Annotated in this window: 30 protein-coding genes; 10 read left to right on the forward strand and 20 right to left on the reverse strand. The window is 59.7% G+C overall.

Annotated features, from left to right (window positions below; all coding sequences use genetic code 11):
* The first annotated feature begins 60 nt into the window (after window positions 1–60).
* From FLP30_RS13620 to FLP30_RS13630, 3 genes are all read left to right on the forward strand, one after another.
* Window positions 61–873, forward strand: a complete 813-nt coding sequence (locus FLP30_RS13620; RefSeq protein ID WP_246856683.1) for a hypothetical protein — start codon at window positions 61–63, stop codon at window positions 871–873.
* Window positions 861–1,601, forward strand: a complete 741-nt coding sequence (locus tag FLP30_RS13625) for a hypothetical protein (protein WP_149280556.1) — start codon at window positions 861–863, stop codon at window positions 1,599–1,601. Before FLP30_RS13620 ends, FLP30_RS13625 begins: the two co-directional genes overlap by 13 nt.
* Window positions 1,602–1,863: 262 nt before the next feature.
* Window positions 1,864–2,145 (forward strand): hypothetical protein, encoded by a 282-nt coding sequence (locus tag FLP30_RS13630; protein ID WP_149280557.1) that lies wholly within the window; start codon window positions 1,864–1,866, stop codon window positions 2,143–2,145.
* A 296-nt stretch (window positions 2,146–2,441) separates the two neighbouring features.
* Here FLP30_RS13630 and FLP30_RS14345 read toward each other — a convergent pair whose 3' ends face one another.
* From FLP30_RS14345 to FLP30_RS13645, 5 genes are all read right to left on the reverse strand, one after another.
* A complete protein-coding gene (locus FLP30_RS14345; protein ID WP_256366617.1) occupies window positions 2,442–2,573 on the reverse strand; it encodes a hypothetical protein in 132 nt (43 codons plus the stop codon).
* Window positions 2,566–2,739 carry a hypothetical protein gene (locus FLP30_RS14180; protein WP_168200144.1) on the reverse strand — a complete coding sequence of 58 codons (174 nt, stop codon included), beginning with the start codon at window positions 2,737–2,739 and terminating at the stop codon, window positions 2,566–2,568. The genes FLP30_RS14345 and FLP30_RS14180 overlap by 8 nt, the downstream gene beginning before the upstream one ends.
* A gap of 168 nt (window positions 2,740–2,907) precedes the next feature.
* Window positions 2,908–3,585 (reverse strand): hypothetical protein, encoded by a 678-nt coding sequence (locus FLP30_RS13635; RefSeq protein WP_149280558.1) that lies wholly within the window; start codon window positions 3,583–3,585, stop codon window positions 2,908–2,910.
* A gap of 320 nt (window positions 3,586–3,905) precedes the next feature.
* Entirely contained in the window at window positions 3,906–4,670 is a 765-nt protein-coding gene (locus tag FLP30_RS13640) for a hypothetical protein (RefSeq protein WP_149280559.1), read from the reverse strand.
* Window positions 4,667–5,194: a hypothetical protein gene (locus tag FLP30_RS13645; protein WP_149280560.1), complete on the reverse strand. Its 528-nt coding sequence runs from the start codon at window positions 5,192–5,194 to the stop codon at window positions 4,667–4,669. Before FLP30_RS13645 ends, FLP30_RS13640 begins: the two co-directional genes overlap by 4 nt.
* A 165-nt stretch (window positions 5,195–5,359) precedes the next feature.
* Between FLP30_RS13645 and FLP30_RS13650 the strand changes: the two genes are divergently transcribed.
* A complete protein-coding gene (locus FLP30_RS13650) occupies window positions 5,360–5,695 on the forward strand; it encodes a hypothetical protein (RefSeq protein ID WP_149280561.1) in 336 nt (111 codons plus the stop codon).
* On the opposite strand, the gene FLP30_RS13655 is transcribed toward FLP30_RS13650, so the two are convergent.
* Window positions 5,665–6,612 (reverse strand): ArdC family protein, encoded by a 948-nt coding sequence (locus FLP30_RS13655; protein ID WP_149280562.1) that lies wholly within the window; start codon window positions 6,610–6,612, stop codon window positions 5,665–5,667. The two genes, FLP30_RS13650 and FLP30_RS13655, sit on opposite strands and share 31 nt — an antisense overlap.
* 303 nt (window positions 6,613–6,915) lie before the next feature.
* Between FLP30_RS13655 and FLP30_RS13660 the strand changes: the two genes are divergently transcribed.
* Window positions 6,916–7,170 carry a type II toxin-antitoxin system Phd/YefM family antitoxin gene (locus tag FLP30_RS13660; protein ID WP_149280563.1) on the forward strand — a complete coding sequence of 85 codons (255 nt, stop codon included), beginning with the start codon at window positions 6,916–6,918 and terminating at the stop codon, window positions 7,168–7,170.
* The gene (locus FLP30_RS13665) at window positions 7,170–7,598 is read left to right on the forward strand and encodes a type II toxin-antitoxin system VapC family toxin (RefSeq protein WP_149280564.1); all 429 of its coding nucleotides are present in this window, start codon (window positions 7,170–7,172) and stop codon (window positions 7,596–7,598) included. Before FLP30_RS13660 ends, FLP30_RS13665 begins: the two co-directional genes overlap by 1 nt.
* Here the strand turns inward: FLP30_RS13665 and FLP30_RS13670 are convergent.
* From FLP30_RS13670 to FLP30_RS13710, 9 genes are read right to left on the reverse strand one after another with little or no spacing between them, the layout of a single operon-like run.
* Window positions 7,587–7,814, reverse strand: a complete 228-nt coding sequence (locus FLP30_RS13670; protein ID WP_149280565.1) for a type II toxin-antitoxin system HicA family toxin — start codon at window positions 7,812–7,814, stop codon at window positions 7,587–7,589. The genes FLP30_RS13665 and FLP30_RS13670 overlap by 12 nt on opposite strands.
* Window positions 7,815–7,834: 20 nt before the next feature.
* On the reverse strand, window positions 7,835–8,143 hold the full coding sequence (locus FLP30_RS13675) for a DUF2312 domain-containing protein (RefSeq protein WP_246856684.1): 309 nt from the start codon (window positions 8,141–8,143) through the stop codon (window positions 7,835–7,837).
* Between the two features lie 29 nt (window positions 8,144–8,172).
* Complete coding sequence (locus FLP30_RS13680; RefSeq protein ID WP_149280566.1) at window positions 8,173–8,676, reverse strand: transcriptional regulator; 504 nt, start codon at window positions 8,674–8,676, stop codon at window positions 8,173–8,175.
* Complete coding sequence (locus FLP30_RS13685; RefSeq protein WP_168200145.1) at window positions 8,669–10,006, reverse strand: DUF1173 family protein; 1,338 nt, start codon at window positions 10,004–10,006, stop codon at window positions 8,669–8,671. Before FLP30_RS13685 ends, FLP30_RS13680 begins: the two co-directional genes overlap by 8 nt.
* Window positions 9,999–10,580, reverse strand: coding sequence for a MarR family transcriptional regulator (locus FLP30_RS13690; protein ID WP_149280568.1), 582 nt, complete (start codon window positions 10,578–10,580; stop codon window positions 9,999–10,001). Before FLP30_RS13690 ends, FLP30_RS13685 begins: the two co-directional genes overlap by 8 nt.
* Complete coding sequence (locus FLP30_RS13695) at window positions 10,580–11,248, reverse strand: HD-GYP domain-containing protein (protein ID WP_149280569.1); 669 nt, start codon at window positions 11,246–11,248, stop codon at window positions 10,580–10,582. Before FLP30_RS13695 ends, FLP30_RS13690 begins: the two co-directional genes overlap by 1 nt.
* 58 nt (window positions 11,249–11,306) lie before the next feature.
* Window positions 11,307–13,307 carry an ATP-dependent helicase gene (locus FLP30_RS13700; protein WP_149280570.1) on the reverse strand — a complete coding sequence of 667 codons (2,001 nt, stop codon included), beginning with the start codon at window positions 13,305–13,307 and terminating at the stop codon, window positions 11,307–11,309.
* Window positions 13,285–14,007, reverse strand: coding sequence for a hypothetical protein (locus FLP30_RS13705; protein ID WP_149280571.1), 723 nt, complete (start codon window positions 14,005–14,007; stop codon window positions 13,285–13,287). The genes FLP30_RS13700 and FLP30_RS13705 overlap by 23 nt, the downstream gene beginning before the upstream one ends.
* Window positions 14,008–14,019: 12 nt before the next feature.
* Window positions 14,020–14,991, reverse strand: a complete 972-nt coding sequence (locus tag FLP30_RS13710) for a DUF3991 and TOPRIM domain-containing protein (RefSeq protein WP_149280572.1) — start codon at window positions 14,989–14,991, stop codon at window positions 14,020–14,022.
* 426 nt (window positions 14,992–15,417) lie between these two features.
* On the opposite strand from FLP30_RS13710, the gene FLP30_RS13715 reads away from it, so the two are divergent.
* Entirely contained in the window at window positions 15,418–15,756 is a 339-nt protein-coding gene (locus FLP30_RS13715; RefSeq protein ID WP_149280620.1) for a WGR domain-containing protein, read from the forward strand.
* A gap of 129 nt (window positions 15,757–15,885) precedes the next feature.
* Here the strand turns inward: FLP30_RS13715 and FLP30_RS13720 are convergent, their stop codons facing one another.
* The 3 genes from FLP30_RS13720 to FLP30_RS13730 all read right to left on the reverse strand — a co-directional run bounded on the left by FLP30_RS13720 (window position 15,886) and on the right by FLP30_RS13730 (window position 18,824).
* A complete protein-coding gene (locus tag FLP30_RS13720; protein ID WP_149278715.1) occupies window positions 15,886–17,262 on the reverse strand; it encodes an IS1182-like element ISGdi16 family transposase in 1,377 nt (458 codons plus the stop codon).
* A gap of 289 nt (window positions 17,263–17,551) precedes the next feature.
* Window positions 17,552–18,439 carry an MBL fold metallo-hydrolase gene (locus FLP30_RS13725; RefSeq protein ID WP_149280573.1) on the reverse strand — a complete coding sequence of 296 codons (888 nt, stop codon included), beginning with the start codon at window positions 18,437–18,439 and terminating at the stop codon, window positions 17,552–17,554.
* 52 nt (window positions 18,440–18,491) lie between these two features.
* Window positions 18,492–18,824, reverse strand: coding sequence for a YciI family protein (locus FLP30_RS13730; protein ID WP_016737605.1), 333 nt, complete (start codon window positions 18,822–18,824; stop codon window positions 18,492–18,494).
* A 115-nt stretch (window positions 18,825–18,939) separates the two neighbouring features.
* On the opposite strand from FLP30_RS13730, the gene FLP30_RS13735 reads away from it, so the two are divergent.
* On the forward strand, window positions 18,940–19,860 hold the full coding sequence (locus FLP30_RS13735; protein WP_149280574.1) for a LysR family transcriptional regulator: 921 nt from the start codon (window positions 18,940–18,942) through the stop codon (window positions 19,858–19,860).
* 31 nt (window positions 19,861–19,891) lie between these two features.
* Here FLP30_RS13735 and FLP30_RS13740 read toward each other — a convergent pair whose 3' ends face one another.
* Window positions 19,892–20,638: an SDR family oxidoreductase gene (locus FLP30_RS13740; RefSeq protein WP_048839679.1), complete on the reverse strand. Its 747-nt coding sequence runs from the start codon at window positions 20,636–20,638 to the stop codon at window positions 19,892–19,894.
* Window positions 20,639–20,787: 149 nt separating this feature from the next.
* Here FLP30_RS13740 and FLP30_RS13745 point away from each other — a divergent pair, with 149 nt between their 5' ends.
* Entirely contained in the window at window positions 20,788–21,717 is a 930-nt protein-coding gene (locus FLP30_RS13745; RefSeq protein ID WP_149280575.1) for a helix-turn-helix domain-containing protein, read from the forward strand.
* Window positions 21,718–21,721: 4 nt separating this feature from the next.
* On the opposite strand, the gene FLP30_RS13750 is transcribed toward FLP30_RS13745, so the two are convergent.
* Complete coding sequence (locus FLP30_RS13750; protein WP_149280484.1) at window positions 21,722–22,204, reverse strand: DUF2938 family protein; 483 nt, start codon at window positions 22,202–22,204, stop codon at window positions 21,722–21,724.
* Between the two features lie 151 nt (window positions 22,205–22,355).
* On the opposite strand from FLP30_RS13750, the gene FLP30_RS13755 reads away from it, so the two are divergent.
* Window positions 22,356–22,760 (forward strand): Rrf2 family transcriptional regulator, encoded by a 405-nt coding sequence (locus FLP30_RS13755; protein WP_246856685.1) that lies wholly within the window; start codon window positions 22,356–22,358, stop codon window positions 22,758–22,760.
* Window positions 22,761–22,817 lie beyond the last annotated feature (57 nt).

Consider the following 22,817-nt stretch of genomic DNA (forward strand, 5'->3'; position numbering starts at 1 on the left):
GCCTTCCTTACACTTGGCCTCGTCGCAACAGAGCGACTGTTCTGAGTGTAAGGATTTTTGATGACAGCCAAGACGAACACCTCTGGAACTGTTCCCGCTGACACAGCGGCGACGACGCCAGACCTCTCTCCCCGCGCCCTGGTCAAAGCCGGGCGTGGCAATCTGGGTGGCACAACCGCTCTGGCAATCCTCAGTGAAATTGCCCTGCATGACGGGCGCAGGGTGCTGATGGCCGATGGTGATGTCCGCAATCCGGGTATTTCACAGTTCAAGGCGATTTATGGGAAACGGGGGTTTCCTCGCCCTGACAGCGAAGACATTGCCCATCTCAAGGAATGGTACACGAACGCCTTCGCCGCAGCCCTGCAGAATGAGGCGTCACTGGTCATGGATGTGGGCGGTGGTGACCGGACACTTGAAGAATGGGCATCGGAAGACAGCCTTGTCGATGCAGCCGATGCCATGGGTCTGCCGGTAACAGGTCTGTTCATGTGTGGGCCACAGGCGGGTGATATCGACTATCTGCTCAAGCTTTGGAAAACAGGGCTGTTTCTGCCACATCGTGGCGTTATCATTCTCAACGACTGGAGCATTCCGGTCGGTCACAAGCCCGATACGCTCTTTACTCCTTTGTGCATGGATCAGCGTCTGACCACTGTCAGCGGCATGGAAACAGCCATCCTGCGCATTCCCAAGCTGAGCTGCATGAACGAGGTGCTCGCCAGCGGCCTGACGTTCCATGATGCGGCCGAGGGTAAGGCAGGGGCCTCGGGCCGTCCTCTGGACCCGATGCGCCGTTGGCAGGTCGGAAACTGGATCAGCAAGATCCGTGAAAACATTGCCAATGAAGGCATTGAAGCGTGGCTGCCATGAGCGGCCTCAACACGCCCCCCGTCTCAGGCGGGGGGAACCTCCCCCGGCCTGAGAGTGAATCCTCCTACGCGGCGCTGCGTGCGGCGGGTCAGGAACTCATGGAGATTGCGCTTCAGGAAGGGATTGATAGCCACGCCCCGCTTGGCCACTGGATCAGAACCCTCAAGGGGGCGATGGATGCGCAGGCACTGCTCTGTCTTGCTGTCTCACGCGAAACCCGTGAGGCCAACACAGTGGCCGATAGCAGTCTCGCGGCCCGTACGAAGGATCTCGAAACCCGTGAACAGGTCATGCAGGATCTGACTGCGCAGTTGACGCAGAGTTTTGAGGCGGTCCGCACTCTGCATCTCTCGACGGAAAACCGGATCACGGAGCATGAACGCAGGCTGGACGATCAGTATGCGCGGATGGTGGACAAGAGTGTCACCTCGGTGATGAAGGATCTGAAAGAGCAGGTCTTTGACGCACTGCGCCAGCGGCTGCCTCTTCAGGAGGGTGCGTTCTACTACATGGCGCGCTGGCACTTTTTCATGAAGCTGACGCTGGGCATCCTGTTTTTTGTTCTGCTGGGGTCTGGCCTGACGGCCGTCGCGGGCTGGCATGCGTATTCGCGTGGCGTTTACTGTTTTGGACACACGTTGCGCAATGAGCAGGGGCAGGCGTGGTGTGCGCTGGATCCGCTGTTCAATCACACAGCGGAGCGGACGGAGACGGACCAGGAGAAATAGGGCGTCGCAGCTGTCCGCGCGTTATCCATGCAATCCAGCCCGCCAGGGCCGGAGCGCTTTGCGCGGAGCAGATTATCCCCCGGATAAGCGCGCCCCAGAGCGCAGGCGTTCCGGGGGATAACCTGTGGCTGGCCGGGGCAACACAGAGCCAGCGCACACCTGCCCGAGCCCCCCGGTGCAGCCCGCGAGAAAATGCCCTCATCTCAACTTTCAAGCCTCTGCCGCGTTCGTGGCCGAAGGCGCAACAGAACAAGAAAACAACATGCCTGAAAAACCCTGTCTCACCCTCAGCCCACCTGCGCAGACCCAGACGGCCTGTGAACGGCTGTTTGCCCTGCGACTGGACAATGACCCGCCGGGGCCATCGAAAATTGCCCTGAACCGGGCAGGCTGGCGCTACGACGCCAACCGGGGGGAATGGCGCAGCACCTGCAATGCACTGCCTCTGGAACTGGAAGTCTATCGTCCCCGGATCACGGCACGCGCCCCATTCCATTCGCAAGAGACTGAACAGGTGGCCTGCTCTGCATCGGGTGTGGGGTGAGGGTGCACCCCGGAAGGCGCGTGGCGGTTGTCTGAAAAGACCGGCCAGAGCCTGCACTCTGGCGTGGCATGGAGCGTGCCAGGCACAAAGCCGTGGCTGTCCATAAATCCACAGGAGGGACCCAAGGGCTGCGCGACGCGACCGTCAAGAGTCAGGCGGCGCGCAGCCCTTGGGAGGTGCCTGTGGAGTTGTGGGCAGCCCGCCGGGAGGTAAGATTGCCTGCCTCTTTGACCAGTAGGCAGAACTTTACGCTGGATATGACGCGGGCGGCCTCTGACAGGCCACCCGGCTGGCTTTCAGGTGCGTTCGAGCGCCTGCCGCCATTTGGCAAGACGGTTTGCAACAGGGCCAAGTGCCAGCGCGAACAGGGTCACAGACACAAGAAACGGCAACAGAAGCAGGAGCATGGTTTTTGTAAGATCACTCATTGTCCTGTTCCTCCTTGTCCTTAGGATATGGGATATACATCAACAGAGTCAAAGAAATTACCTCTGCCAGACTGGCGGAAACCCCGATCAGCACAAGGTGGGTGCGGCTGATACTCTGGGTTGAGGACAGAACCGGAGTGAAGATGCCGACACCCAGAAGACTCATGGCGGTTGTCTGGAAAAGACCCGCCAAAGCCTTCAATCTGTCTTCAAGATGTTTTGGCGTCTGGCTTGGTGGGAGCAAAACCCGCAAAATGGGGTGGGGTTGTTTCGTTGTCATGCGTTCTCTGTCGCGTTCAGGATTGCCGGGCCTTTCGGCCCGGCTGGTTGCTGTTTAGATGCCTAGCGCGTCATCAAGCGCGGCGGCAGCCTCCTGTGTCAGGCTACGGCGGTTAGCACGGGGCTGGTAGGGTTCCCACGCTTCGCCCATCAGTTCCGCATAAGCGGCGCAAGCTCCGCTGGCGATGCACGCAAGGGCGTATGCCTTTGCGCCATGTTCAGCGGCGATCCGCACCAGCACATCGCTATGGTTTTCTCCGCCGTCAATGCCCATGTGGTCTTCGTCGCGTTGCTCGTTCTTCCACGCGTCCTTTGCATCCTTGGCAATCTGGCGGCGGGATTCAAAAAAGTTCGCGGCACCATAGGCAGACCGCACAAACGCATCGACAATGCGATCAAGGTGCATCTTGAGACCCCGGAAGTCGTCTTCGCCCCGGTAGTGAGAAACCAGAATGGGGCGCAGGGCAGTGTATTGGTCACGAATAGCGCTATCACCCAGCCCGACCAGTTCGTCCGGGTCACCGCCGTCCAAGCCAAACCCGCTACGGATTTTTGCCATGCGGCTATCATCGGGGGCCAGCCGCAGCACATCTGCCAGCGTGGGAGCAGACAGTGCCTTCATACGCTGTTCCGTCTCATGGAACTGGCGGGCGCGGGCAGGAGATACGGAACCGGCCGCGTCACCCTTGCGGGAAGAGCTGGCCTTGCGTACGGTGCTTTTAACGTCGGACATGAAACTACCTCTTTCAGTTCTGGCGCAGTCCCGGTCTGGTGTTACCGCACCGACCGGGGCGCTCTGTTGTTTGGGCTTATTCCCTCTCAACAAATAAAGAATAGTACAAACCCGCCCCAATGACAAGCATAAACCCGCAGAAAACAGCCAAAAACGGCATTTTTTATTTTGTTTTTAGCATAATTATTTCTTGCGCGGAGACTATACTTCCTGTTACTTCCACTCTTCATGAGCAAAGGCCACGTCCGGGCACAAGGTCGGTCCCACGGCAGAGCGAGCGCAGAGCGGGAGCCGCGTAGCGCGCCGAAGGCGTCTGGCCGTCAGAACGGAATAGCCACATCCTCCCACAGATCGAGAGACAGGGTCTCTGACGGCGGAGAAGGCACAGGCTCCTGCTCCCGCAGAACATCCGCCAGTTCCGGGTAGTCCCGCTCCAGATCAGACCGGAGCACTGGCGAACAGCGCGCCACAGCGCCATCACCGTGAACCCCGCAACACAGCCACAGCGAGAAACCCCGCATGATGACCGCAAGCCTGCGCCGGGGCTCCACGGCCAGCCTTGTCTGCCCGCAGGCATCCCACACACACCGCCATGCCCCGCACTCAGGCTCCTGTGCCGCTAAGCGCCACACCCATGCCCGTTGTCCCCGACACTGGGCCAGAGCCCTGTTCACGGCCGATGCCTCGTAAAGGCAGACCTGCGACATGGCCCGCAGATGGCCTGCGAGCCGCCAGTCCACCCATGTGAACAGTGGACGCCACGCACAGTCCCAGACCCGCTGGCCAGCCTTCCAGAAAGTATAGTCGTGCTCGCTCGCACCCCACGGTGGAATGAGAGAGTGCCGGGCCAGAAAGTTCAGCCGGGGCCACATCCGGGCCAGAACCGGCAGGCAGGCCTGCCGCTGCGGAAGCCTGAAAGGATCAAACGCGACCGTGAACACTGCCCGTGTCATCTCCATGCCGTCGATGGCCCCGGCAAAACTCCGGCCAAGGGCCGCATCACGCCGCAGGCGGGCTTGCAGCGCAGCCCTGTCACGGGCCGGACCCGTGACGCGCAGCGTCAGGGTGATCTCGATCTCTCTCATGCTGCGTCCCTGATCCAGGTGTCACCCGGCACATCCAGCCCCTCCCAGCGCAGCAGGAACCAGTGGCGGTACCACTCGGCATGGATATCCGCCGCATTGAGCGCATCCGCCTGACGCTGCGCCTCCTCGCAACTGGCCATGGGCTCTGTCAGTTCATTGGCCAGCGTGCCATCCACCACGATCCATGCCCCCGCATGCTCACCATAGGTCTGCGGATCATCCGCAAGCTGCCAGACCACAGCCTCCAGAGGAGGCGGGGGTGCATCACACTGGGCACAGTCGGCCAGACGGCCCGGATAGGCCGCTTCAACCAGCGGCCTGAAGCGGGAACGCCAGAACCCCCGGGCCATGGCGCAGCGGGCCGGGACAGGCATCACCCGCATGATTTCATCGAGCAGGCGTTCGCGGGCATTATCATTGAGGTCTTCGGGAGCGATGGAGACGCTGATCAGCGCCCCATCCGCGCCACGGGCCTGCACCGGGGCTGGCATGAGGCTGGCATGAGGCTGGCATGAGGCTGGCATGAGGCTGGCATGAGGCTGGCCCGCCCGCGCCACAGCGGCGTGAGCACAGGAACAGGACTACTACGGACTGGTGTCATGATCATTCCTTCAAGCTGCTGCCGGGCTTACGCCCACAACACGCCGCGATAGGCTGGAGTGTGTTTTTTTGTCTGGATGGAGACCTGCATGCCCCTCGCCCGTACCCGACAGTACGCCCGCCGCCTTGTCTGGATCGGCCTGTATGGCTGTATCGCCTACTGCACCGCACTTGCGGTTCTCAGCGGGCTTTGCCTGCTTGCGGGCGACCTGCTGGTCCACGCCATGCTGCAACGCAGCGCGTGGACACTCCCCGCCCTCTACTGGCTCGATCATCATGACGGAGCATGGCTGCTGGCTCATGGGATGCAGGGGCTCCACCAGAGCGAACAGATCCTGCGGGTGAGCGCGCTCGTCCCCGCAGGTCTGGCCCTTGTGTGGAAACTCTCGCGCCCTCAGGCGGCAAGAGCCAGATCAGGCGCCTGAAGGCTGTCGTCACCCTCTTGATGGCCCGCGCATTTCAGGAGATAGTCCACGGCAGCCGAAGCCTGCGAGGCAGCGGTAAAGATTGCCCGCCGGTCTGACTTCATCAGGCTGACCCACGACTGGATGTAAGCAGCATGCCGCAGGCTGGGGGCAATGCCCATCACCGCGCAGAGCTGGGCGGCTGAAATCTCGGCTACCAGCTCTTCCATCTGGTAAGCAGAATCCCCAAAGCGCTTGCCAAAAGTGCGGTTAAGCCGGTGCTCTGCGCCCGTCCAATGCGCCAGTTCGTGTGCCTGAACCCCGAACATGGCCTCCGGGCTGGAGAAGGCGGCAGGAGGCGGGCACTGGATATAATCGAAACGGGGATGGTAATAGGCCTCGTTCCCACCAAAGCGCATCTCGGCACCTGTTGCCTGCACAAAAGCCTCCAGGGCGGCATTGGTGGCATGAGGGGGCTCGACTGGGGCAAGACCACAGACCGCCTCGGGCAACCCGTCAATCTGCGCCACATTAAAGACCGTAAACCGTTTGAGGAAGGCAATGCCAAATGCCTCTTCCCCACTGGCCTCCGCCCGCTCCTGTTCCGCACGTGGGACATAGGTGCTGGCGTAGACAAGGCTCACCCCTTTTTCACCACGGCGGACCTGACCGCCCACGGCCGCCGCCTGTCGATAGGTGAGCCAGCGGGACTGCCCGTAGCCACTGGCCGAGGCCGCAAGCCAGAGCAGCAGCACGTTGATCCCGCTGTAACGCGCATTGGTCGTGGCATTCACCGGCAGTCCTGAGGGGCCTGTGGTCGTACTCCAGGGCCGGGTCCACGGCAGGGTACCGCTTTCCACCTCGGCGATGATCCGATTGGTGACTTCGGTGTAGATATCCTGTCTGTTTGTCTTCGCCTGTGCCTGATGCTGTGCCATGTCCTGTTTTTCCTTTTCGGACCGTGCTGCCACCCGGGGGTGGCCGATAACGACCGGCAGGGGGTGCATGAGGCGGGCGTTGCATGCGCAGCACCGCAGCACAGCGGAGGACCTGGCTGTGCCAGGTTGCCACGCACGACGGCACCCCCAGACCGGCGTTTCGGCCGCCCCAGGGTGCTGTGCGCTCCTCTGCTTTTTTCTGTTTTTGTGTTTCCTGCCTTGTCTGTGACTGACGTCAGTCTGGATTATCTGGCCTGCCAGTTCTATTTGTAGTAACGTATCTACAAAGGGGAGGGTCAGGCCATGACGATCACCACAGTTTCAAGCCGGGAATTCAACCAGGATACGGGCCGGGCCAAAAGAGCCTCGCTGGATGGGCCTGTCTTCATCACGGACAGGGGCAAACCGGCTCATGTCCTGCTGACGATTGAAGAGTACAGAAAACTCACGGGTCAGCCGGACAGGATTGCCGATGCTCTGGCCATGCCCGGGATCGAAGACGTGGACTTTGATCCGTCCCCCCTCACCCTGGGTCTGCGCCCGGCTGATTTCTCCTGATGTTCGTCCTCGACACAAATGTCGTCTCGGAACTGCGTAAGGTCCGTTCGGGCAAAGCCAACCCGGCCGTTGCCCTCTGGGCCGATCGTGTGGCCGCGGGCAGCCTCTATCTCTGCGCCATCACGGTCATGGAGCTTGAAGTGGGCATCCTGCGCGTCGAACGCAGGGATGCCCGGCAGGGAGAAATGCTCAGGCACTGGATGGATCACCATGTCATGCCTGCGTTCAGGGACCGTATCCTGCCGGTGGATACTGCTGTTGCCCTGCGTTGCGCCCGGCTTCACGTTCCTGATCCCAGGGCTGAGCGCGACACCCTGATCGCCGCGACCGCCCTGGTTCATGGGATGACAGTCGTCACCCGCAATAGTGACGATTTCCGGTTCACGGGTGTGCCACTGCTCAACCCCTGGCTTTTCTCAGAGGGTTGAGCCGCTTTGTGTCCCGCCCCTGGCGGCCCTGCGTTCCACCCGGCGCATCTGCGCCCTGAGATTGCGCCCCGCCCGCCAGTCCCCTGGGGTGGAGGCTCCAAACACAAAAGCCCCGCTCCGGTGCCGCCAGCACAGATGCCCCCCACGGGTCAGTTCAACCCGCCAGTCCGCATCCCCCATCCGGGCCCTGAGTTCACGCACATGATGTCGGCTCATGATCTGCTCCCCCGTCACCCTCACATGCCCAGGGCACGGCGATAGATATCCAGCAGGGTCTCCTGCTCCTCGACCTCGGCCGGTTCCTGCCTGCGCAGACGGATGATCTGGCGGATCACCTTCACATCAAACCCGGCCGACTTCGCTTCCGTAAAAATATCCCTGATGTCGCCACTGAGCGCTTTGCGCTCTTCTTCCAGCCGCTCGACACGTTCAATGATACTGCGCAGCCTGTCGGCCGCGATCCCGCCCACCTGTGTCTGGCTGTCCTCGTGATCAGCCTCATGCCCGGCCTCGCCGGGTCTGTAGAATGTGCCATCAGCCATCATGTCTGTTCCTCTGGAGATACGGTCGGGCCTCAGGGCCGTGACCAGGTCAGGTGTCCGTCTTCAAGGTGGTCCAGCCAGCGCGACCGACGCGGATCAAGCCGCTCACCACGCTCCAGCAGCCGTCTCAGATGGGTCCGATGCTCCCCCATGCGCTCAGCAAGCACACGCTCGGACCAGCCAATGACAAGGCAGGCGCGGGCCACCTCCCGCGGGCCCATGGGCGGGCGGTTCCCACCCATCCGTACGGAGGCACTCAGGGGAGAGGGATACTGGCGGTGCAGCGCCCTGAGCGCGCACAGCCAGACCCGGACCTCGACCGGCATGGCGGCCTGCCCCCGCGCCCAGCACCGGAACTCGCTCCGGGGGATGCCCGAGCGCCGCTCCAGCTGCATAAGGGTCCAGCCCATGGTCTGACGGCACGAGGCCAGCAGCAGACCAGCACTGTGTCCCTGCTCCCCGTTATTCCCCGGCTCACCCCGGGGTTCTCCACAGCCCTGTCCACTATTTTGGTGGATAACTGCCCTCTCAGCCATGCGGCGGCCCCCCGACACGGGCCGGGAAGTCGGGGATCAGATCCGGCTGGGCGACGGCATTCCAGCACCACCAGCGGTCCTGCCCGTAGACTGCGGTGTAATAGGCGCATTTCTGTGCCCGCCGGGCGGCATAGGCCTCGTCGTCACGGCCAAACACCTCCATAGGCGTGCCCCGGGCCTCACCGGTATCGGTCAGCACAAAATCAGGGTGGACGACGTCACGCGTGGCATCAAAACGCAGGGGTTTGATAAAGCTGCGGCCCTGCGCCACAAGCCGCGTGGCCACCACCAGTTCGTGGCTGCTGGCCACGGGGATCAGGGTCTCGGGCGTCACCTCCATGAGAACCATGTCCGCAACACGGCACCCCATCGTCACACGCTCGCCATCGCACCCCACCCGGACACTGGCAATCGCCAGTCCGACCACCCTGATCCGGCGCTGCGCACGCGCAAGGCCGAGTGCGCGCAGCGCCATCGGGAAGCGCCGTGTCAGACGCTCATGCAGGGCGGCATCCCCCGTCACCCGCAGGCCATAGGCCTGCGCGCCATCGAAACGCACCGCCGTGAAGCGGCCTCCTGCCCCCTGGCGGAGATCAATCCCGTCCACCACCCCCAGCAGCAGGAGCCGCCACTCCTGCCCGCAGCTCCGCGCGGTCTCGCGCAACAGGGCCGGACCCTCTTCATCGCCATAGCCGATCATCGCCAGACGATCGGCCAGGCTGGCCCCCCGGGCAGGCAGGATGGCCGAGGCCGCCCCCTCAAGGGCATGGCGCACCCCCGTCCACCACAGACGCCGCCGTCCCACCGCCGGGGACCAGCAGTTCAGCCCCGCACGTTCCCACAGCAGATGCACCAGACCCAGACTGCTCATCCGGCTCTGTCCACCCCCGCCCTGTCCGGCAGCCCCTGGCTCACGTCCGGCCCTGGGCGGGGTCTCGCCCTGGGCACGGGCCATGATCCTGAGGGGCTGGTCGAGGCTGACACGCAGGCGGCCATCCGCCTGCTCCTCGATCACACCAGCCTCATACCCACCCCGGCCACTGCGGGCCGGATCGGGGTCGTGGAACGGGCAGCCCGGCGCATGCCAGTCCCCCTGCCCCGGGAAACGCGCCAGATGGAACGCCTCCACGGCCCGGCCATCCTGCTGGCGCACCCGCCGCCGCACCACAAGGGGCACAGGCTCCCCCTGCCAGAGGCAGTCGCAATGCGGGCGCATGTCCTGTCCGTGGCACGCCTGCAGCAGGGCCTGCCAGCGCCCGGCCAGTCGCGCCTCACCATCCCACGACAGCCGCCCGCGTGTCCCGTTGGGGAAGCTCACCCAGTCACTCATCGCCCACCTCGTCGCACAGGCCAGGCGCCTCATGGCTGGCGACATCGGCAAACACCCGCTCACGGGCACCCCGGCGGATATGTGAGGCCATACGCGGACTGGCCGGACGATACTGGCCTGCCCCCCGACCCGGCTCGATCAGCCCCATCGTCTCCAGACTGGCCAGGGCCGCATGCACCTGGGCGTGGGTCAGGGCCAGCGCCTGCGCCAGCTGCGCGACCGTATGGCCCGGTTTGGTCGTATCCGCCAGGGTCGCCAGCACCAGATCGGCCAGGGGAGAGGCCTGCACCGGGATCGTCTGGGGCATCCAGGGCACCTGCACATAGACCCCATGGCCGATGGAGGCGATTTCACCAGCATGAACCATCTCTTCGAGGATGACGTGGAAGGCGCCGAGCATGGGCAGAGGAATATCGCGTCTGAGTTCGAGAACCGCATGCGGGCCACGCTGCAGACACTCGCGGATATGCGCGCGCACCGTATGCCGGGCCATGGCCCGCGCAGGGGCGGACATCCGGGCGTAAAGCGGGGGACGCGAGAGTGTGCGGGCCGCTGAAGGTTTACGAGGGGGCATCAGCCTTCTCCTTGCTGGTCACAATGCTGACCAGTGTAGGAGGGGCTGTTGTGGGCGCGGACATGCCCCCGGACGCGCAGCAGGACGGGGTAGTTGGCCAGGGCGCGATCCACGAGGGCCGGATCGAACATCACCCCCCGCTGATGCGCCAGCATGTCCCGCACGACAGGAGGAGACAGCGCGGGTTTGTAGGCGCGCGGGCTGAGCAGGGCATCGACAAAATCGGCAATGGCCACCAGACGGGCCGCTACAGGAATGGCCTCACGCCGCAGGCCGCCGGGATAGCCTGTGCCGTCCCAGCGTTCGTGATGGAGTAACACGCACTGGAAGACGACCGGGGAGGCCTGAGGCGCCAGGCGGTGGACCAGTGCTGCACCATCGAGCACATGGCGCTGCATGACCCACCAGTCTGGCGGGGTCAGCCGTCCGGGGGCATGAAGGATGGATGGGGGCGTCAGCAGTTTGCCGACATCGTGCAGACGCGCCCCCGCGTCCAGATCCGCCTCTGCCAGGCGGGAAGGCAGGCCGCCTGGCAGAAGGGCGCAGGCCATGGCGGCAACACGGTTGCCATGCCCCTCAAGGGCCGCACCCACCGTACGGGCAAGGGCCTCCAGAGACAGCGAGGGCGAGCGGGTCAGACCACGCCCCCCCCTCGGAGAAGGATCCATAGAAAGTCATGGACCCAGTCTGGCTCAGCCCGTTGTGAGCGCGGACCGGACCACCCTGTCAGACTGGCTCCAGACCCCGCGATGGCAGGTCATGCGCCGGGCTGCGCCGCCAGCCCCTGTGCAGGCTGGCCGGGGGAATATCCTCCACAAAACCGGACACACCACTGGCCCGCCCATTGCGCCAGCGGCACCAGGTGATACTGACCCGGCGCCGCCCGCGTGTCAGCGCGACATAGGCCAGACGGCGTTCCTCATCGGGATTGGCTGTCCCCGGCGCGGGGAAAAGCGTCTCCTCCCAGCCCATCAGAAAGACATGGGCATATTCGAGACCCTTGGCGGCATGGATGGTCATCAGCCTGACCCGCCCGACCTCCTGCGCACCGGCCGGGGCGGAGCCCAGGGCCGCATGGTCCATCAGCGCTTCCACCGTGGCGAAGCCATCGGCCAGACCGTAAAGCTCTTCAAGATTCTCAAGACCGGCGCTGCCGTCCTCTCCTGCCAGCCGCAGCATCGGCAAGTAGCCTGAGCGCTCGCCCAGACCACGCAGCCGTGCCCCAAGGCTCGCCTCACCCCCCAGTCCTTCGCGGCGGATCAGCATCAGGAACGCCCGCACCCCCTGAGCCCCCTGCCCGCTCGCCCGGTCATACAGATCCTCGGCCGCGGCAAACAGAGACAGGGCCCGCGCCTGAGCCAGGGCTTCGATTTTCGCCAGTGTCTTCGCCCCCACACCCCGGGCGGGAACATTGATCACACGCCGAAACGCCTCATCACTCTGAGGATCATCGGGGCATTCCGCCAGGCGCAGCAGGGCCAGTGCGTCGCGAATGCACGCGCGTTGCCAGAAGCCGGTATCGTTGACAAGTTCGTAGGGGATTTTCAGGCGGAGCAGCTGTTCTTCAAGCTGGCGGGAGAGAAAATTGTAGCGATAGAGGATGGCGATCTCCTGCGGAGGCACACCCGCCAGAAGACGACGGCCGATCTCAAGCCCGATCCCCTGGGCCTCATCCTGCGCGCCGGTAAAGGCCACAATCTCGACCGGCTCCCCGGCACCGGCACGGGTGAACAGGGTTTTTTCAAGACGCTCGGGATCATGCGCAATCACCGCATTCGCAGCAGCCAGAATATGGCCTGTGGAACGGAAGTTCTCTTCCAGGGCAATCAGCCGCGCACCGGGAAACTCCCGACTGAAATGACGGATGAAGCCCACATGCGCCCCACGCCAGGAATAGATGCTCTGCGCGTCATCGCCAGTTGAGAATATCTGGCCATGGTCACGGCTGAGCAGTTTGAGCCACAGGAACTGCAGGCGGTTCACGTCCTGGAATTCATCGGCCAGCAGGGCATCGAACCGGGCCGCCCAGTCGCGGCGATAGGCGTCATCGCGCATCATGGCCACCGTCGGGTAGAGCAGCAGGTCCCCGAAATCGGCCCGGTTGGTTTCGCGCAGCACCGCCTGATAGGATGCGTAAAGGGCGGCCGCCATCTGCCACAGGCTCTGGTCCTCGGCATCAGCCTGTCCGTAACGCGCCACAAATGTCTGCACGACCCCCATCGCCTGCTCGGGCAGGACCAGATCATCCTTGAACAGCGCAATCCGGGTTGTAATCCCCTTGACGCGTTTGCGCAGCACCTCGGCCCCGCTCTCCTCCAGCGCCCCGGCCTGCATGGCCTCGCCCAGAAGGCGTCTGATGATCCGCCGACTATCTTCGGCATCACAGATGTCAAAGCCATCACGCAGCCCGGCAATCCCGGGATCCTGCCGGAGCTGGCGCCGACCATGCCCGTGGAAAGTGCCAATCCACGACGGGGTGTTGCCTGCACCCAGGGCCTGGGCAATCCGGACACGCATTTCGTCAGCGGCACGGTTCGTAAACGTCACGGCCAGGATGCGGGATGGAGGAATACCCCGACGACGCACCCGGTCCACGACCCCGGCCACCAGTGTGCGGGTCTTGCCCGTGCCGGCACCCGCCAGAACCACGACCGCCCCGTCCTGACGGGCCGCCTCCTGTTGTGCCGCCGTCAGCCCGGTCGTGTCAGCGTCGGCGGCTGAGCTCATCGGCCCTGTCCCCCTCCACCAGCATCTCGATATGGCTGGCCTGACCGGCATCGAGGTCCAGCAGCCTGCCATCAGAGCGCAGCAGGGTAATCACGGTGGAGAAATCCCAGGCCCCGTCGTCGTCCATCGTGCCGTCAACCACCAGACCCCGCTGGACATCCCCCCCGAAGTTCAGGGACACAAACATATCGGGGAACGCCTCTTCTCCCCGGATGGCGGCAAAGCGCGCCCACTGTGCCACCAGAGCGCGGTCGCCTGCCCAGAGCCCCGTCAGGCAACTGACTTCGCGCAGCAGGGCGCGGGCATCAGGCCGTTTCTCACCCAGGCCCGGGAAGACGCAGCTGATCCGCAGAGCTGTCGTCGCCCCGTCAAGGGTGAAGAACATCTCCCCTGCGGGCCGGTCCGGGGCAAACAGCATCAGCGTACCCGTTGTCGTCCAGCTGCGGCCCTCATGCGCGCCCCCGACGACCAGAGCCGCATGATACTCTGCCCCCTGCCGGTAGCTGACCGAGGCCCAGGGCAGGGTGTAGCCCAGCGCGGGGGTGCGGTTCTGCCAGATCCCGTAATCGGGATGGGACAGAAAACTCTCGATCAGCGCTTCAAGGGCTTCGCCCGCGTTGGTGAGCAGGGACATTTCATAGTCCGCGCGCTTGCGACGGGCCTGCTCATCTTCAGGAGGTGTGGGGGTCGGTGCGGTCATGGTCAGATCCTTTCAGGCGGCCTGTGCGGCCATGTTCTTGAGTGTCTGGTTGAAATCTTTGGCCCGATCGGGAGGCAGGCGGCGCAGAACCGCCACCCCGGCTGCATCGGCGAGGTCGTAGAGGATGTCGGCAAACCCGTCGCCGCCCTCATCATCATCCGTGCCGATCTCCAGCACGGCACCGGGCACCTGGCTGAGGGCGGCCAGTGTGCTTTTCAGGGCGGCCAGCGTTTCCGGCCCCATGCCCCCGGCGGTGGACACGTAGAGTGCGTCCAGTCCCCGGCGGCCATCCAGAGCCGCGCAGGACAGCGCATCAATCGCGGCTTCGCACACCACCAGCCTGCGGACATCGCGCGCACTGCCGGGCTGGAAACGGAACAGGGTCTTGGTGCTGCCTCCCAGGCAGATGTGTGTCTCGGGGCCACGCAGTTCGACCCCGCAGACCTGCCCCTGCGCATCGGTATGGGCAAACCAGGCCGCATGATACCCGTCACGCACGCAGCCCGTGGTCATGGCCCGGCGCACGATCCAGTCGGGCAGGCACCGCTCCTGCGTCAGATAGGTCCAGACCTTGCCATTGCGGTAAAGCGGCTTCTTCTCGGCCCAGCGTTCAGCCGGACTGCGCATATCGTCACGCGGGGCACGCTCCTTGACGAACACAGCCCCGGCCGGTTCCACACCCACGTAGCGGCCCAGTGTCTGGCAGACTTCAAACCATCTGAGATCAGGTTCCAGAAACCGCAGCAGGGTAAAGGCATCACCACTGCCTTCAGGGGTGCCGCGTGACGCCCCCGGGTTCCACCAGCCCTTGCCCTGATGGGTGATGATGATGTGGGTGTCATCCTTACGGTATTTCAGGCTGTTGCGCGTGCTCTTCTCCTTCACCAGGAGAAACCCGTGGTCTTCGAGTAGGCTGGCGCAGGACACGCCCCCCAGAATGGTCTGGCGATCCTGCTCTGTCAGTTCGAAACGCTGGTAGGCCATGGCGGTGTCTCCTGAATACTTCAAGTCATACCATGTCTTCTGTCTTTACTTGTAGCACAGGCCGCCAATACATCAAAGAAAAACATTGTATTTATAGCAATAAAAACACGATATTTATTATGTCATTCAAGGCGAATATTACATTGACGCACAAGAAAGACCCTGCAACCGTCCCCTTCCTGAGCAGAAAGGCCCTGTCCCGGCACAAGGGCCGTCCCCACGGCAGAGCGAGCGCAGAGCGGGAGCCGCGTAGCGCGCCGAAGGCGTCTGGCCGTCAGCGCACAGGCTCACGCCCGCGTCCTCACGGCCGTCATGGGAAATATGTGGTGTACAGACAGCCATTGACCGGCTATCGTCGGTCTCTGCCCGGATGGCAGAGATTGCGCCAGAAGACGCCAAGCCCTGATCAGGAGCCTGCCCGTGCCGATGTCATGCTCTGCCCAGTTAGCCATGTTCCCGACAAGCGCCCGGTTGCAGCGCATCCGGCCTGATCGTAATGAATGGCGCTGGTATGCGCTCTCCATCCAGCCCGACCTCTTTGGAGGCGCGGCCCTCGTCCGGCGCTGGGGACGCCTGGGCACAGCAGGACAGATGCGTCTGGACCTTCACGACAATGAAGGGGCGGCAGCAAATGCTCTCAGCCGCCTGATCCGCCATCGGCTCAGGCGTGGCTATATGATGATGCAGCCCGACCAGGCCATCACCCCGGCAGAGGTCCCAGCCTCCCTGCTGTCACGCAGAAAGGCGGGACAACCCAGGCCGTGAGGGATCAGTCCGAAAGAGGATTCCTTGCCCGGCAGGAAACGACGGCAATGGGGGGATAGTGTTGAAAAACTCATGGTGAAGAGTGAAAGTGTTGCCAAGCCACTTCGACATAAGTGCAGCTTTCTTGCCTCAGGTGGATAAGGCAGGCGCTCCGGGAGGTATCAGTTTCGCCATTTTGCGGAGATTTTGAGCAGCTGCGGCGAGATGGAACTCATCACGGGCACCGTTTGGTCCTCTGAGCCTCAACCGATCGATCTTCAAAATGCGCTTGAGGTGAGCAAACAGCATTTCAACCTTCTTTCGTTCTCGTCTGGAGATAATATAGGCGTCGGTTAAAGCAATGTCGCGGGCCATATCACGAGCGCCTTCATGAATAGAGCGCAGAACCTTACGATTGGGCTGATTGGGGCAGCATTTTGGTTTGAGAGTGCATACGTCGCACGCCAGTTTCGACGAACGGTATCGAAGTAGGTTGTCGGGAGGGGCATTTGGTTGATCCGAGTTGATCTTGCGCCACTGCTGCTTCAGTTGCTGTCCTCCAGGACAGATGTAAAGATCGTGCACGTGGTCATATGTGAAATCTCGACGTTCGAAAGTCCCGTCCTGCCGGGCAGATTTGTCGAAGACCGGAATGTGAGGTTCGATGCCACGCTCATGAACCAGCCACGCAAGATTTTCAGCGGATCCATAAGCTGTATCCGCCGCAAGCCTTTCGGGCCATATTCCAAATGTTTCCTGCGTACGCTCTATCATTCGGCGTTGCGCCGTAACCTCGGCCTGCCGGATGGCTGTCGTGGTTTCTACATCCATGATGACAGCCGATTTAAGGTCGATGAGGTAATTTGTGCAGTAGGCATAATAAGCAAGGCCACCGCTTGCAGCGTTCCAACGTGCCGCAGGATCGACCGGAGAGATATATTTTGGTTGCACGGGCGTAGCAGACCCAAATGCAGCATCGTCCAGCACCGAGAAATACTCCCGCACAGCACGTTGGGCTGCCTCGATCGGCAGTTTATCTGGGCCCGGAACACTACGCTGCCGATTAGCGTCAGCCTTGATCGTGCTGGCATCGACCGCAAAGCCTTCACCGCCCACCAGTCCCTTGGCGATACACTGCCGGACGGTCATTTCGAACATTTGGCGAAGCAGATCACTCTCCCGGAAGCGTCCGTGCCGGTTTTTCGAGAATGTCGAATGATCAGGCACAGGGCCGTTGAGACCAAGGCCACAGAACCACCGGTAGGCCAGGTTAAGATGGACTTCTTCACATAGCCGTCGCTCGGATCGAATACCCATCACGTAGCCAACGATTAACATCCTGATGATCAGCTCGGGATCGATTGAAGGCCGTCCCGTGCCGCTGTAAAATGGACGAAGATGCTCACGCAGGCCGTCCAGATCGACAAAGCGATCAATTGAACGCAAAAGATGGCCAGCTGGCACATGGTCTTCAAGACGGAACTCGTAGAACAGTGCCTCCTGTATTTTCGTTCGATCACCCATCATTTGCAGGTTCCTCCTGCGAAGAGTGAATCAGTGCTTCACTCTCAAAGCAAGCGCGACTTTTTCAACACTATCGGGGGAAAGCAGAATGTCCGCAAAGGAATGATTGTGTTGAAAAAGTCAGCTTAAGGTATTCGACCTTGATTTCGTATGTAATACGGAATGAAAATCACACATGATTACAACACTCTATATGTTACTTTTTCGAACCGAAATTTCAGGCAGAGGGTCGGGCGAGACTTTTCCAACACAATCGAATAGAACGAGGTGAACAGCAGACATAATGCCAGCCCTAGAGGAAAGACCAACCCCTTTCCTGGTCGGACGTCATCACTCTTCCAGCCGATGTTATCGGAAAATGCGATGTGAATAATGCCGCATCGTGTTCGACAGCGTAATTCAAAGCCCATTTGCGTGATATGATGGCTGTCTGAGGGTCTGCATCAAAGACAGCACTCCACTCCGGAAAACACACCTGAATGGGGTGATGCATGACATCACCCGTGAAGAGCGCACGCTCCATCCCTGATTTCAGCACTACAGATGCATGATGTGGCGTATGCCCAGGTGTGGGATGAAAGGAAATTCCTTCAAGAACTTCGGATCCGTCTACGTCAATCTGATCTGCGAGACCCACCGAGATAATCGGATCAACGCTATCAATGCGTGTCATGAAACTGGTTTTATTGCGGATGCTATCATGAACCGGATTGCTAAAAAAATCATATTCGGCCCTAGAAAAGACATATCGGGCATTTGGGAAGGTCGGAACCCAGATCCCATTTTGCAGGCATGTGTTCCACCCCACGTGATCAACATGCAGATGGGTGAGAAGAACAAAATCGATATCTTCTGGCCGGACGCCAGCGCGCATCAGATTTTCAAGCCACACGGTGTGCAAGTGATCGAAATACAGAGCAGCAGGTCGAGCCTTGCTATTCCCGGCCCCCGTATCCACAAGAATGTTCCGACCGCGATCCTTGATGAGCCAGCTATGAACGCTCAAAAGGATTTTCGTTTCTGAAGCATCCAGCGTTTCAGACAGATCAGGATAGACCTGAAGTGCCGTTGCATCATCCCAGTCAGGAAGCAAGTGTTCTGGAGTGAGTGCTGCCAGCGTCAGATCCTGTATTTTTAGTATGCGGGCATCCCCTACAGTATACCACTGAAGATCGTTCATAATCCCAAGGCTCTCTTTTCGTTTTTATTTCTCAAAAAACACAGCGCTGTCGTCATGAAGGGAAAAGAGACTTCAATTCTTGCGGGAGTGCGCCTGTTGCATGGTTTGATAGGCACCCGAATAGTGGGTCCCATTCTTCAATCCGCAGATCACAAATCAAACCTTCGGATGCAAAGGGATCACCGGCAATCATCGCGTCAATCTCCTGCCGATTGGCGCCTTTCATAATCAGAAAGCCGGAGCGCAATGGGGTACCTTTCAACGGACCGGAGGCCAGCAGGCTGCCTTCCTGAATAAGGCGCCTGAGATACAACACGTGGGCTGCGACATGCTGTCCCCATCCCTCGCCGTCAGGGTGGTCCATGCGCACAAGATAAACAGGCATTTCGAAAGTCTCCACCAGAACTGGACTTGCCAATCACTCGAAGCCTTCAGCATATTCCTATTTTTCGCTGGATAAATTGTCGATACGAGACATCAGTCACAACTGAGGATGATGAATGCTTGACCGGTTAACCAGCATGAAGATTTTTATCAAGGTCGTGGAATTGGGGTCCTTTGCTGCGGCCTCCCAGCATCTGACTTTGTCGCCGCAGATGGTCGCCAAGCATATAGAGGCTCTGGAGCATCACCTTGGTGCTCGCCTGTTGCATCGAACGACACGTCGGCAAAGTCTGACTGAAACAGGACGGCTCTATTGCGAGCAATGTCGGCTTGTTCTGCAGGCTGCTGAACGAGCTGACAGTCTGGCAGCCAATACGCTTGGCACACCGCGCGGCACATTATCTGTCAGCGTCCCAGTCACCTTCGGGCGAACGGTATTTCTATCATTTATTCACAGTTTTCAAAAAAGATACCCAGAAATTCAAGTGCATTTATCCCTGACAGACCAACTGGTTCACCCCACAATGGATGGTCATGAGGCTGTGATCCGAATTGGTGAACTGGAGACGGACCTTACAGCGGTCAGTCGTCCTTTGACGGCCTATCGTCGGGTCATCTGCGCGGCTCAAACCTATCTGGAAAAACACGGTTTTCCAGGGCAGCCCGAAGATCTGATGCGCCACGAGTGTCTCCTATATGAAAACTCCGGCGGCCCTGTAACCACGTGGCACCTTTCTCAGGGGAGCGTTACGCGACCTGTCACCGTGTCCGGGAAGATAATCAGTAATGATTCAAGTGTTCTGCATTCTGCAGCTCTTGGTGGCGATGGCATTCTGCTGGGATATGAGCAGGCTCTGCTTCCAGATATTAAAAGCAAACGGCTTGTCCGGCTTATGCCCAGGTGGAAAGTTCCGGACAGGCCCATGCACCTGCTCTATAACGCAGGTCCGGTTATGACACCAAAGCTGCGGGTCTTTGTGACCGAGCTTCAAGAGGCTTTCCAGCCTGAAGCCTCTTTTCGACGGAAGGGTGCCTGACTCCTAAGCTCAGTTGGCAATCAGTTCCTGTTCACCATCCCTGTTCAGTCGGAAGAACAAACAGTTCTGCAACATCCATACGTGCAGGTGATTTCAGAGCAAAAAGGATACTGTCTGCTATGTCCTCGCCCTCGAGAAAGGTCATGGACGCTGCAAGGTCATCCATCTGTTTGCGGTAATCAGCATCTGTAATGTGATCGTAAAGCTCTGATTTTACGGCTCCCGGCTGAATGCAGGTAACGCGGATATTATGCTTTGGTCCGATCTCCATTCTTAGGCCGTCTGAAAACGCTGTCACCGCAGCCTTGGTGGCACAATAAACGGCGAGACCCGTAAAGACCTTCCGGCCTGCAATCGAGGACATGTTGAAAATATGACCCGAATGCTGTGCGATCATCTGCGGAAGAACGGCTGCCGTTGCATTGAGAGCACCGGATATATTGACGTCCACCATCTGCTGCCATTCGTCCACTTTCAGGCTGTCAACGCTGGATAGGGGCATTAGGCCCGCGTTGTTGACCAGAACATCAATCCTTCCAAATTGGGCGATCAAGCTCTTTGCCGCTTCTTGACACGAGACAAGATCAGTAACGTCCGTCACCAGAGGAATAGCGTGACCGCCAGCCTTGGTAATCTCACTGACAAGCGTTTCCAGGCGATCATGACGACGTGCCGCCAGACCAACTGTGATTCCTTCTGTTGCGAGTTTGCGCGCTGTTGCCGCACCAATGCCACTGGATGCTCCGGTCACCAGAGCAACTTTTCCTGCAATATTCATAATCTTCTCCACACGACGAGCCTTCAATCGGCCTTCATTGTCGAAGGACATGTAAATTATGCCAGAAGATATCTCTCATGGCTTCTTGCTGAAACTATCGCGATTTTGCGCTATAGATAGTCGCGCATGGAAATGAGAGAGTGTAGCAGATGGTTTTGTCCTGCCTTCCTTCTCGGCGTGCTGCCAGTTTGACACTGGAGCAACTTCTCCCCGGGAAGAAAGTCGCGCAAAGTGAAGGGGATGTCTGGAAGGATGTTGACGTCCAGATATTCACTCGCCCGGTACAAGAAGACGAAATTCTTGTACCTGCCGTCGCAGAACCCCTGCTTGTTTGGGTTCTCCGCGGAGAAGCAAATATTGAAGAGCGTGAACTGACAGGGCCTTGGGAACAGAGCAAGGCAAGAGCAGGAACATTTTACCTCACGCAGACGGACACACCCTATCTGATGCGGTGGCAGGGCAAGGGAAACACTTGTTTTGAAGTGTTGCATCTCTATCTTGGACTTGAGCTTATTAACCGAGCCGCCATGTCATTAAATCTGAACTCCTCACGTATTCGAATGCGGGATGTCTCGGGAGGACAGGACGTTTTTATATCAGGCATTTTGAGTGGTCTGGTAGCTGAAATGCAATCTCCCGCCATTGCAAATCCCTTATTTGTAAATGGTCTTCTGGAAAGTCTAACAGTTCATCTACTAAGACAGTATGCTGACACCAAAAGTGAGACAAAGCCAAGATCCACCCTCTTGCCGACATGGAAACTTCGCAGAGTTCTTGAGCATATGGAAGCACATCTGGCTGAACCATTTGATTTGGATGCCCTCGCTGCGCTGTGTAGGATGAGCCGTTTTCATTTCAGTCGTTCATTCCGTGCAACCACAGCACAAACCCCGTCTGGCTGGTTCATGCAGCACCGCGTCCAGAAGGCATCAGAAATGCTTCGCAAGACCAGTCTTTCCATTATCGAGATTGCCTTGGAAACTGGATACGAAAGCCCAAGTCATTTTGCTCAGGTCTTCCGCAGAGTAACCGGTCTCAGTCCTCGTAATTATAGAAAAATGCACTCATTAAATAAATAAAGGTTCAAAAAAGACTTTGGTAGAACAGTTCACCTAAATACAAGCCAATTCCGAAAACGGCATGAGCGCTGATGCTGAGAAATAGTCCTTTTTCAGGATTGGGAGCCCTAAGTCCGAAAAAACCGCCGCCCAAAGCAGGTTTCATAAACAGAAATGGCGCTAAAAGCGTAATCAGTCCGAAGATCAGACCATTCAACAATGTGGGGACTGTCTCTGCTATGACAGTCACAAAACTGAGATACAGTGCAGCATAAATAGCACCAATCAGATAATGAAATGCCCAGCCGACAACTGCCTCTCCTTTCAGGATGGGTCTTTTTCCAATCATTGGATCATAGATCCTGCCGTCGCGCCACCCTATGACCCAGCGGCCCGTGACAGGCCAGTTGGCTGCAGGAATTCCAGTCAATGGTTTCTGGGCTTGTTGCCAGATATCGGATGCGGCAGTCGCCACGACGCCGACTGTCAGAATTTCGAGCAAATTCATACAGCATGTCCTCGAAGTAAGAGTGTTCTCACACACCTTCATGTCACTTTTCGAGTTTCATGATATACTAACGAAATCGCACTCTAGCAACACAAGAAGTTACATGAGACAAGATAACAGATTATCCTGTGTGCTCCACGTACTCCTGCATATGGCAGAAGCAGGTGGTCCCATGACGTCAGAAGCCCTGGCTCGCGCCCTTAACACTAATCCCGTGGTTGTGCGACGTCTTATGGGTGGTCTGCGTGAGCATGGATATGTGCACTCCGAGAAAGGTCATGGCGGGGGGTGGACGCTTTCATGCCAGTTGGATCAGGTAACGCTGCGAGATATCTACGAGGCTCTTGATGGCCCAAGATTATTCGCCATAGGGAACCGAAGTGAAAAGACTGAATGCCTTGTTGAGGAAGCCGTTAACGACGCAATGAGCGGCGTCCTTGCGGATGTTAAGGCCCAACTTCTCGCGCGTTTTGGCCAGATTACACTTGCAGCACTTCATGCCGACTTCCATCAGAGGCTTGCAGCGCACCATGCTCCGGCCACGCTCTGCAAGTAAACCAAGGGCTGATGGTTAGGATTGATGCTGACCTTGTGCCTCCCGGAATTAAGATGT

The organism is Acetobacter vaccinii (assembly GCF_008365315.1).
Lineage (GTDB): Bacteria > Pseudomonadota > Alphaproteobacteria > Acetobacterales > Acetobacteraceae > Acetobacter > Acetobacter vaccinii.

Bases quoted from the DNA above. Each gene is read 5' to 3' on its own strand.
- FLP30_RS13730 (WP_016737605.1), bottom strand. From the start codon at position 18,824: ATGCCTGTTTATCTTGTGCGCATGGACCACCCTGACGGCGAGGGATGG.
- FLP30_RS13680 (WP_149280566.1), bottom strand. From the start codon at position 8,676: ATGGCTGAGAGGGCAGTTATCCACCAAAATAGTGGACAGGGCTGTGGA.
- FLP30_RS13710 (WP_149280572.1), bottom strand. From the start codon at position 14,991: ATGGCCTACCAGCGTTTCGAACTGACAGAGCAGGATCGCCAGACCATT.
- FLP30_RS13690 (WP_149280568.1), bottom strand. From the start codon at position 10,580: ATGCCCCCTCGTAAACCTTCAGCGGCCCGCACACTCTCGCGTCCCCCG.
- FLP30_RS13675 (WP_246856684.1), bottom strand. From the start codon at position 8,143: ATGATGGCTGATGGCACATTCTACAGACCCGGCGAGGCCGGGCATGAG.
- FLP30_RS13670 (WP_149280565.1), bottom strand. From the start codon at position 7,814: ATGAGCCGACATCATGTGCGTGAACTCAGGGCCCGGATGGGGGATGCG.
- FLP30_RS13645 (WP_149280560.1), bottom strand. From the start codon at position 5,194: ATGCCAGCCTCATGCCAGCCTCATGCCAGCCTCATGCCAGCCCCGGTG.
- FLP30_RS13630 (WP_149280557.1), top strand. From the start codon at position 1,864: ATGCCTGAAAAACCCTGTCTCACCCTCAGCCCACCTGCGCAGACCCAG.
- FLP30_RS13720 (WP_149278715.1), bottom strand. From the start codon at position 17,262: ATGATGGGTGATCGAACGAAAATACAGGAGGCACTGTTCTACGAGTTC.
- FLP30_RS13650 (WP_149280561.1), top strand. From the start codon at position 5,360: ATGCCCCTCGCCCGTACCCGACAGTACGCCCGCCGCCTTGTCTGGATC.
- FLP30_RS13735 (WP_149280574.1), top strand. From the start codon at position 18,940: ATGCTTGACCGGTTAACCAGCATGAAGATTTTTATCAAGGTCGTGGAA.
- FLP30_RS13745 (WP_149280575.1), top strand. From the start codon at position 20,788: ATGGTTTTGTCCTGCCTTCCTTCTCGGCGTGCTGCCAGTTTGACACTG.
- FLP30_RS14345 (WP_256366617.1), bottom strand. From the start codon at position 2,573: ATGAGTGATCTTACAAAAACCATGCTCCTGCTTCTGTTGCCGTTTCTT.
- FLP30_RS13705 (WP_149280571.1), bottom strand. From the start codon at position 14,007: ATGACCGCACCGACCCCCACACCTCCTGAAGATGAGCAGGCCCGTCGC.
- FLP30_RS13750 (WP_149280484.1), bottom strand. From the start codon at position 22,204: ATGAATTTGCTCGAAATTCTGACAGTCGGCGTCGTGGCGACTGCCGCA.
- FLP30_RS13660 (WP_149280563.1), top strand. From the start codon at position 6,916: ATGACGATCACCACAGTTTCAAGCCGGGAATTCAACCAGGATACGGGC.
- FLP30_RS13700 (WP_149280570.1), bottom strand. From the start codon at position 13,307: ATGAGCTCAGCCGCCGACGCTGACACGACCGGGCTGACGGCGGCACAA.
- FLP30_RS13665 (WP_149280564.1), top strand. From the start codon at position 7,170: ATGTTCGTCCTCGACACAAATGTCGTCTCGGAACTGCGTAAGGTCCGT.
- FLP30_RS13740 (WP_048839679.1), bottom strand. From the start codon at position 20,638: ATGAATATTGCAGGAAAAGTTGCTCTGGTGACCGGAGCATCCAGTGGC.
- FLP30_RS13655 (WP_149280562.1), bottom strand. From the start codon at position 6,612: ATGGCACAGCATCAGGCACAGGCGAAGACAAACAGACAGGATATCTAC.
- FLP30_RS13635 (WP_149280558.1), bottom strand. From the start codon at position 3,585: ATGTCCGACGTTAAAAGCACCGTACGCAAGGCCAGCTCTTCCCGCAAG.
- FLP30_RS13725 (WP_149280573.1), bottom strand. From the start codon at position 18,439: ATGAACGATCTTCAGTGGTATACTGTAGGGGATGCCCGCATACTAAAA.
- FLP30_RS13640 (WP_149280559.1), bottom strand. From the start codon at position 4,670: ATGAGAGAGATCGAGATCACCCTGACGCTGCGCGTCACGGGTCCGGCC.
- FLP30_RS13695 (WP_149280569.1), bottom strand. From the start codon at position 11,248: ATGGATCCTTCTCCGAGGGGGGGGCGTGGTCTGACCCGCTCGCCCTCG.
- FLP30_RS13755 (WP_246856685.1), top strand. From the start codon at position 22,356: ATGGCAGAAGCAGGTGGTCCCATGACGTCAGAAGCCCTGGCTCGCGCC.
- FLP30_RS13620 (WP_246856683.1), top strand. From the start codon at position 61: ATGACAGCCAAGACGAACACCTCTGGAACTGTTCCCGCTGACACAGCG.
- FLP30_RS14180 (WP_168200144.1), bottom strand. From the start codon at position 2,739: ATGAGTCTTCTGGGTGTCGGCATCTTCACTCCGGTTCTGTCCTCAACC.
- FLP30_RS13685 (WP_168200145.1), bottom strand. From the start codon at position 10,006: ATGAGTGACTGGGTGAGCTTCCCCAACGGGACACGCGGGCGGCTGTCG.
- FLP30_RS13715 (WP_149280620.1), top strand. From the start codon at position 15,418: ATGTCATGCTCTGCCCAGTTAGCCATGTTCCCGACAAGCGCCCGGTTG.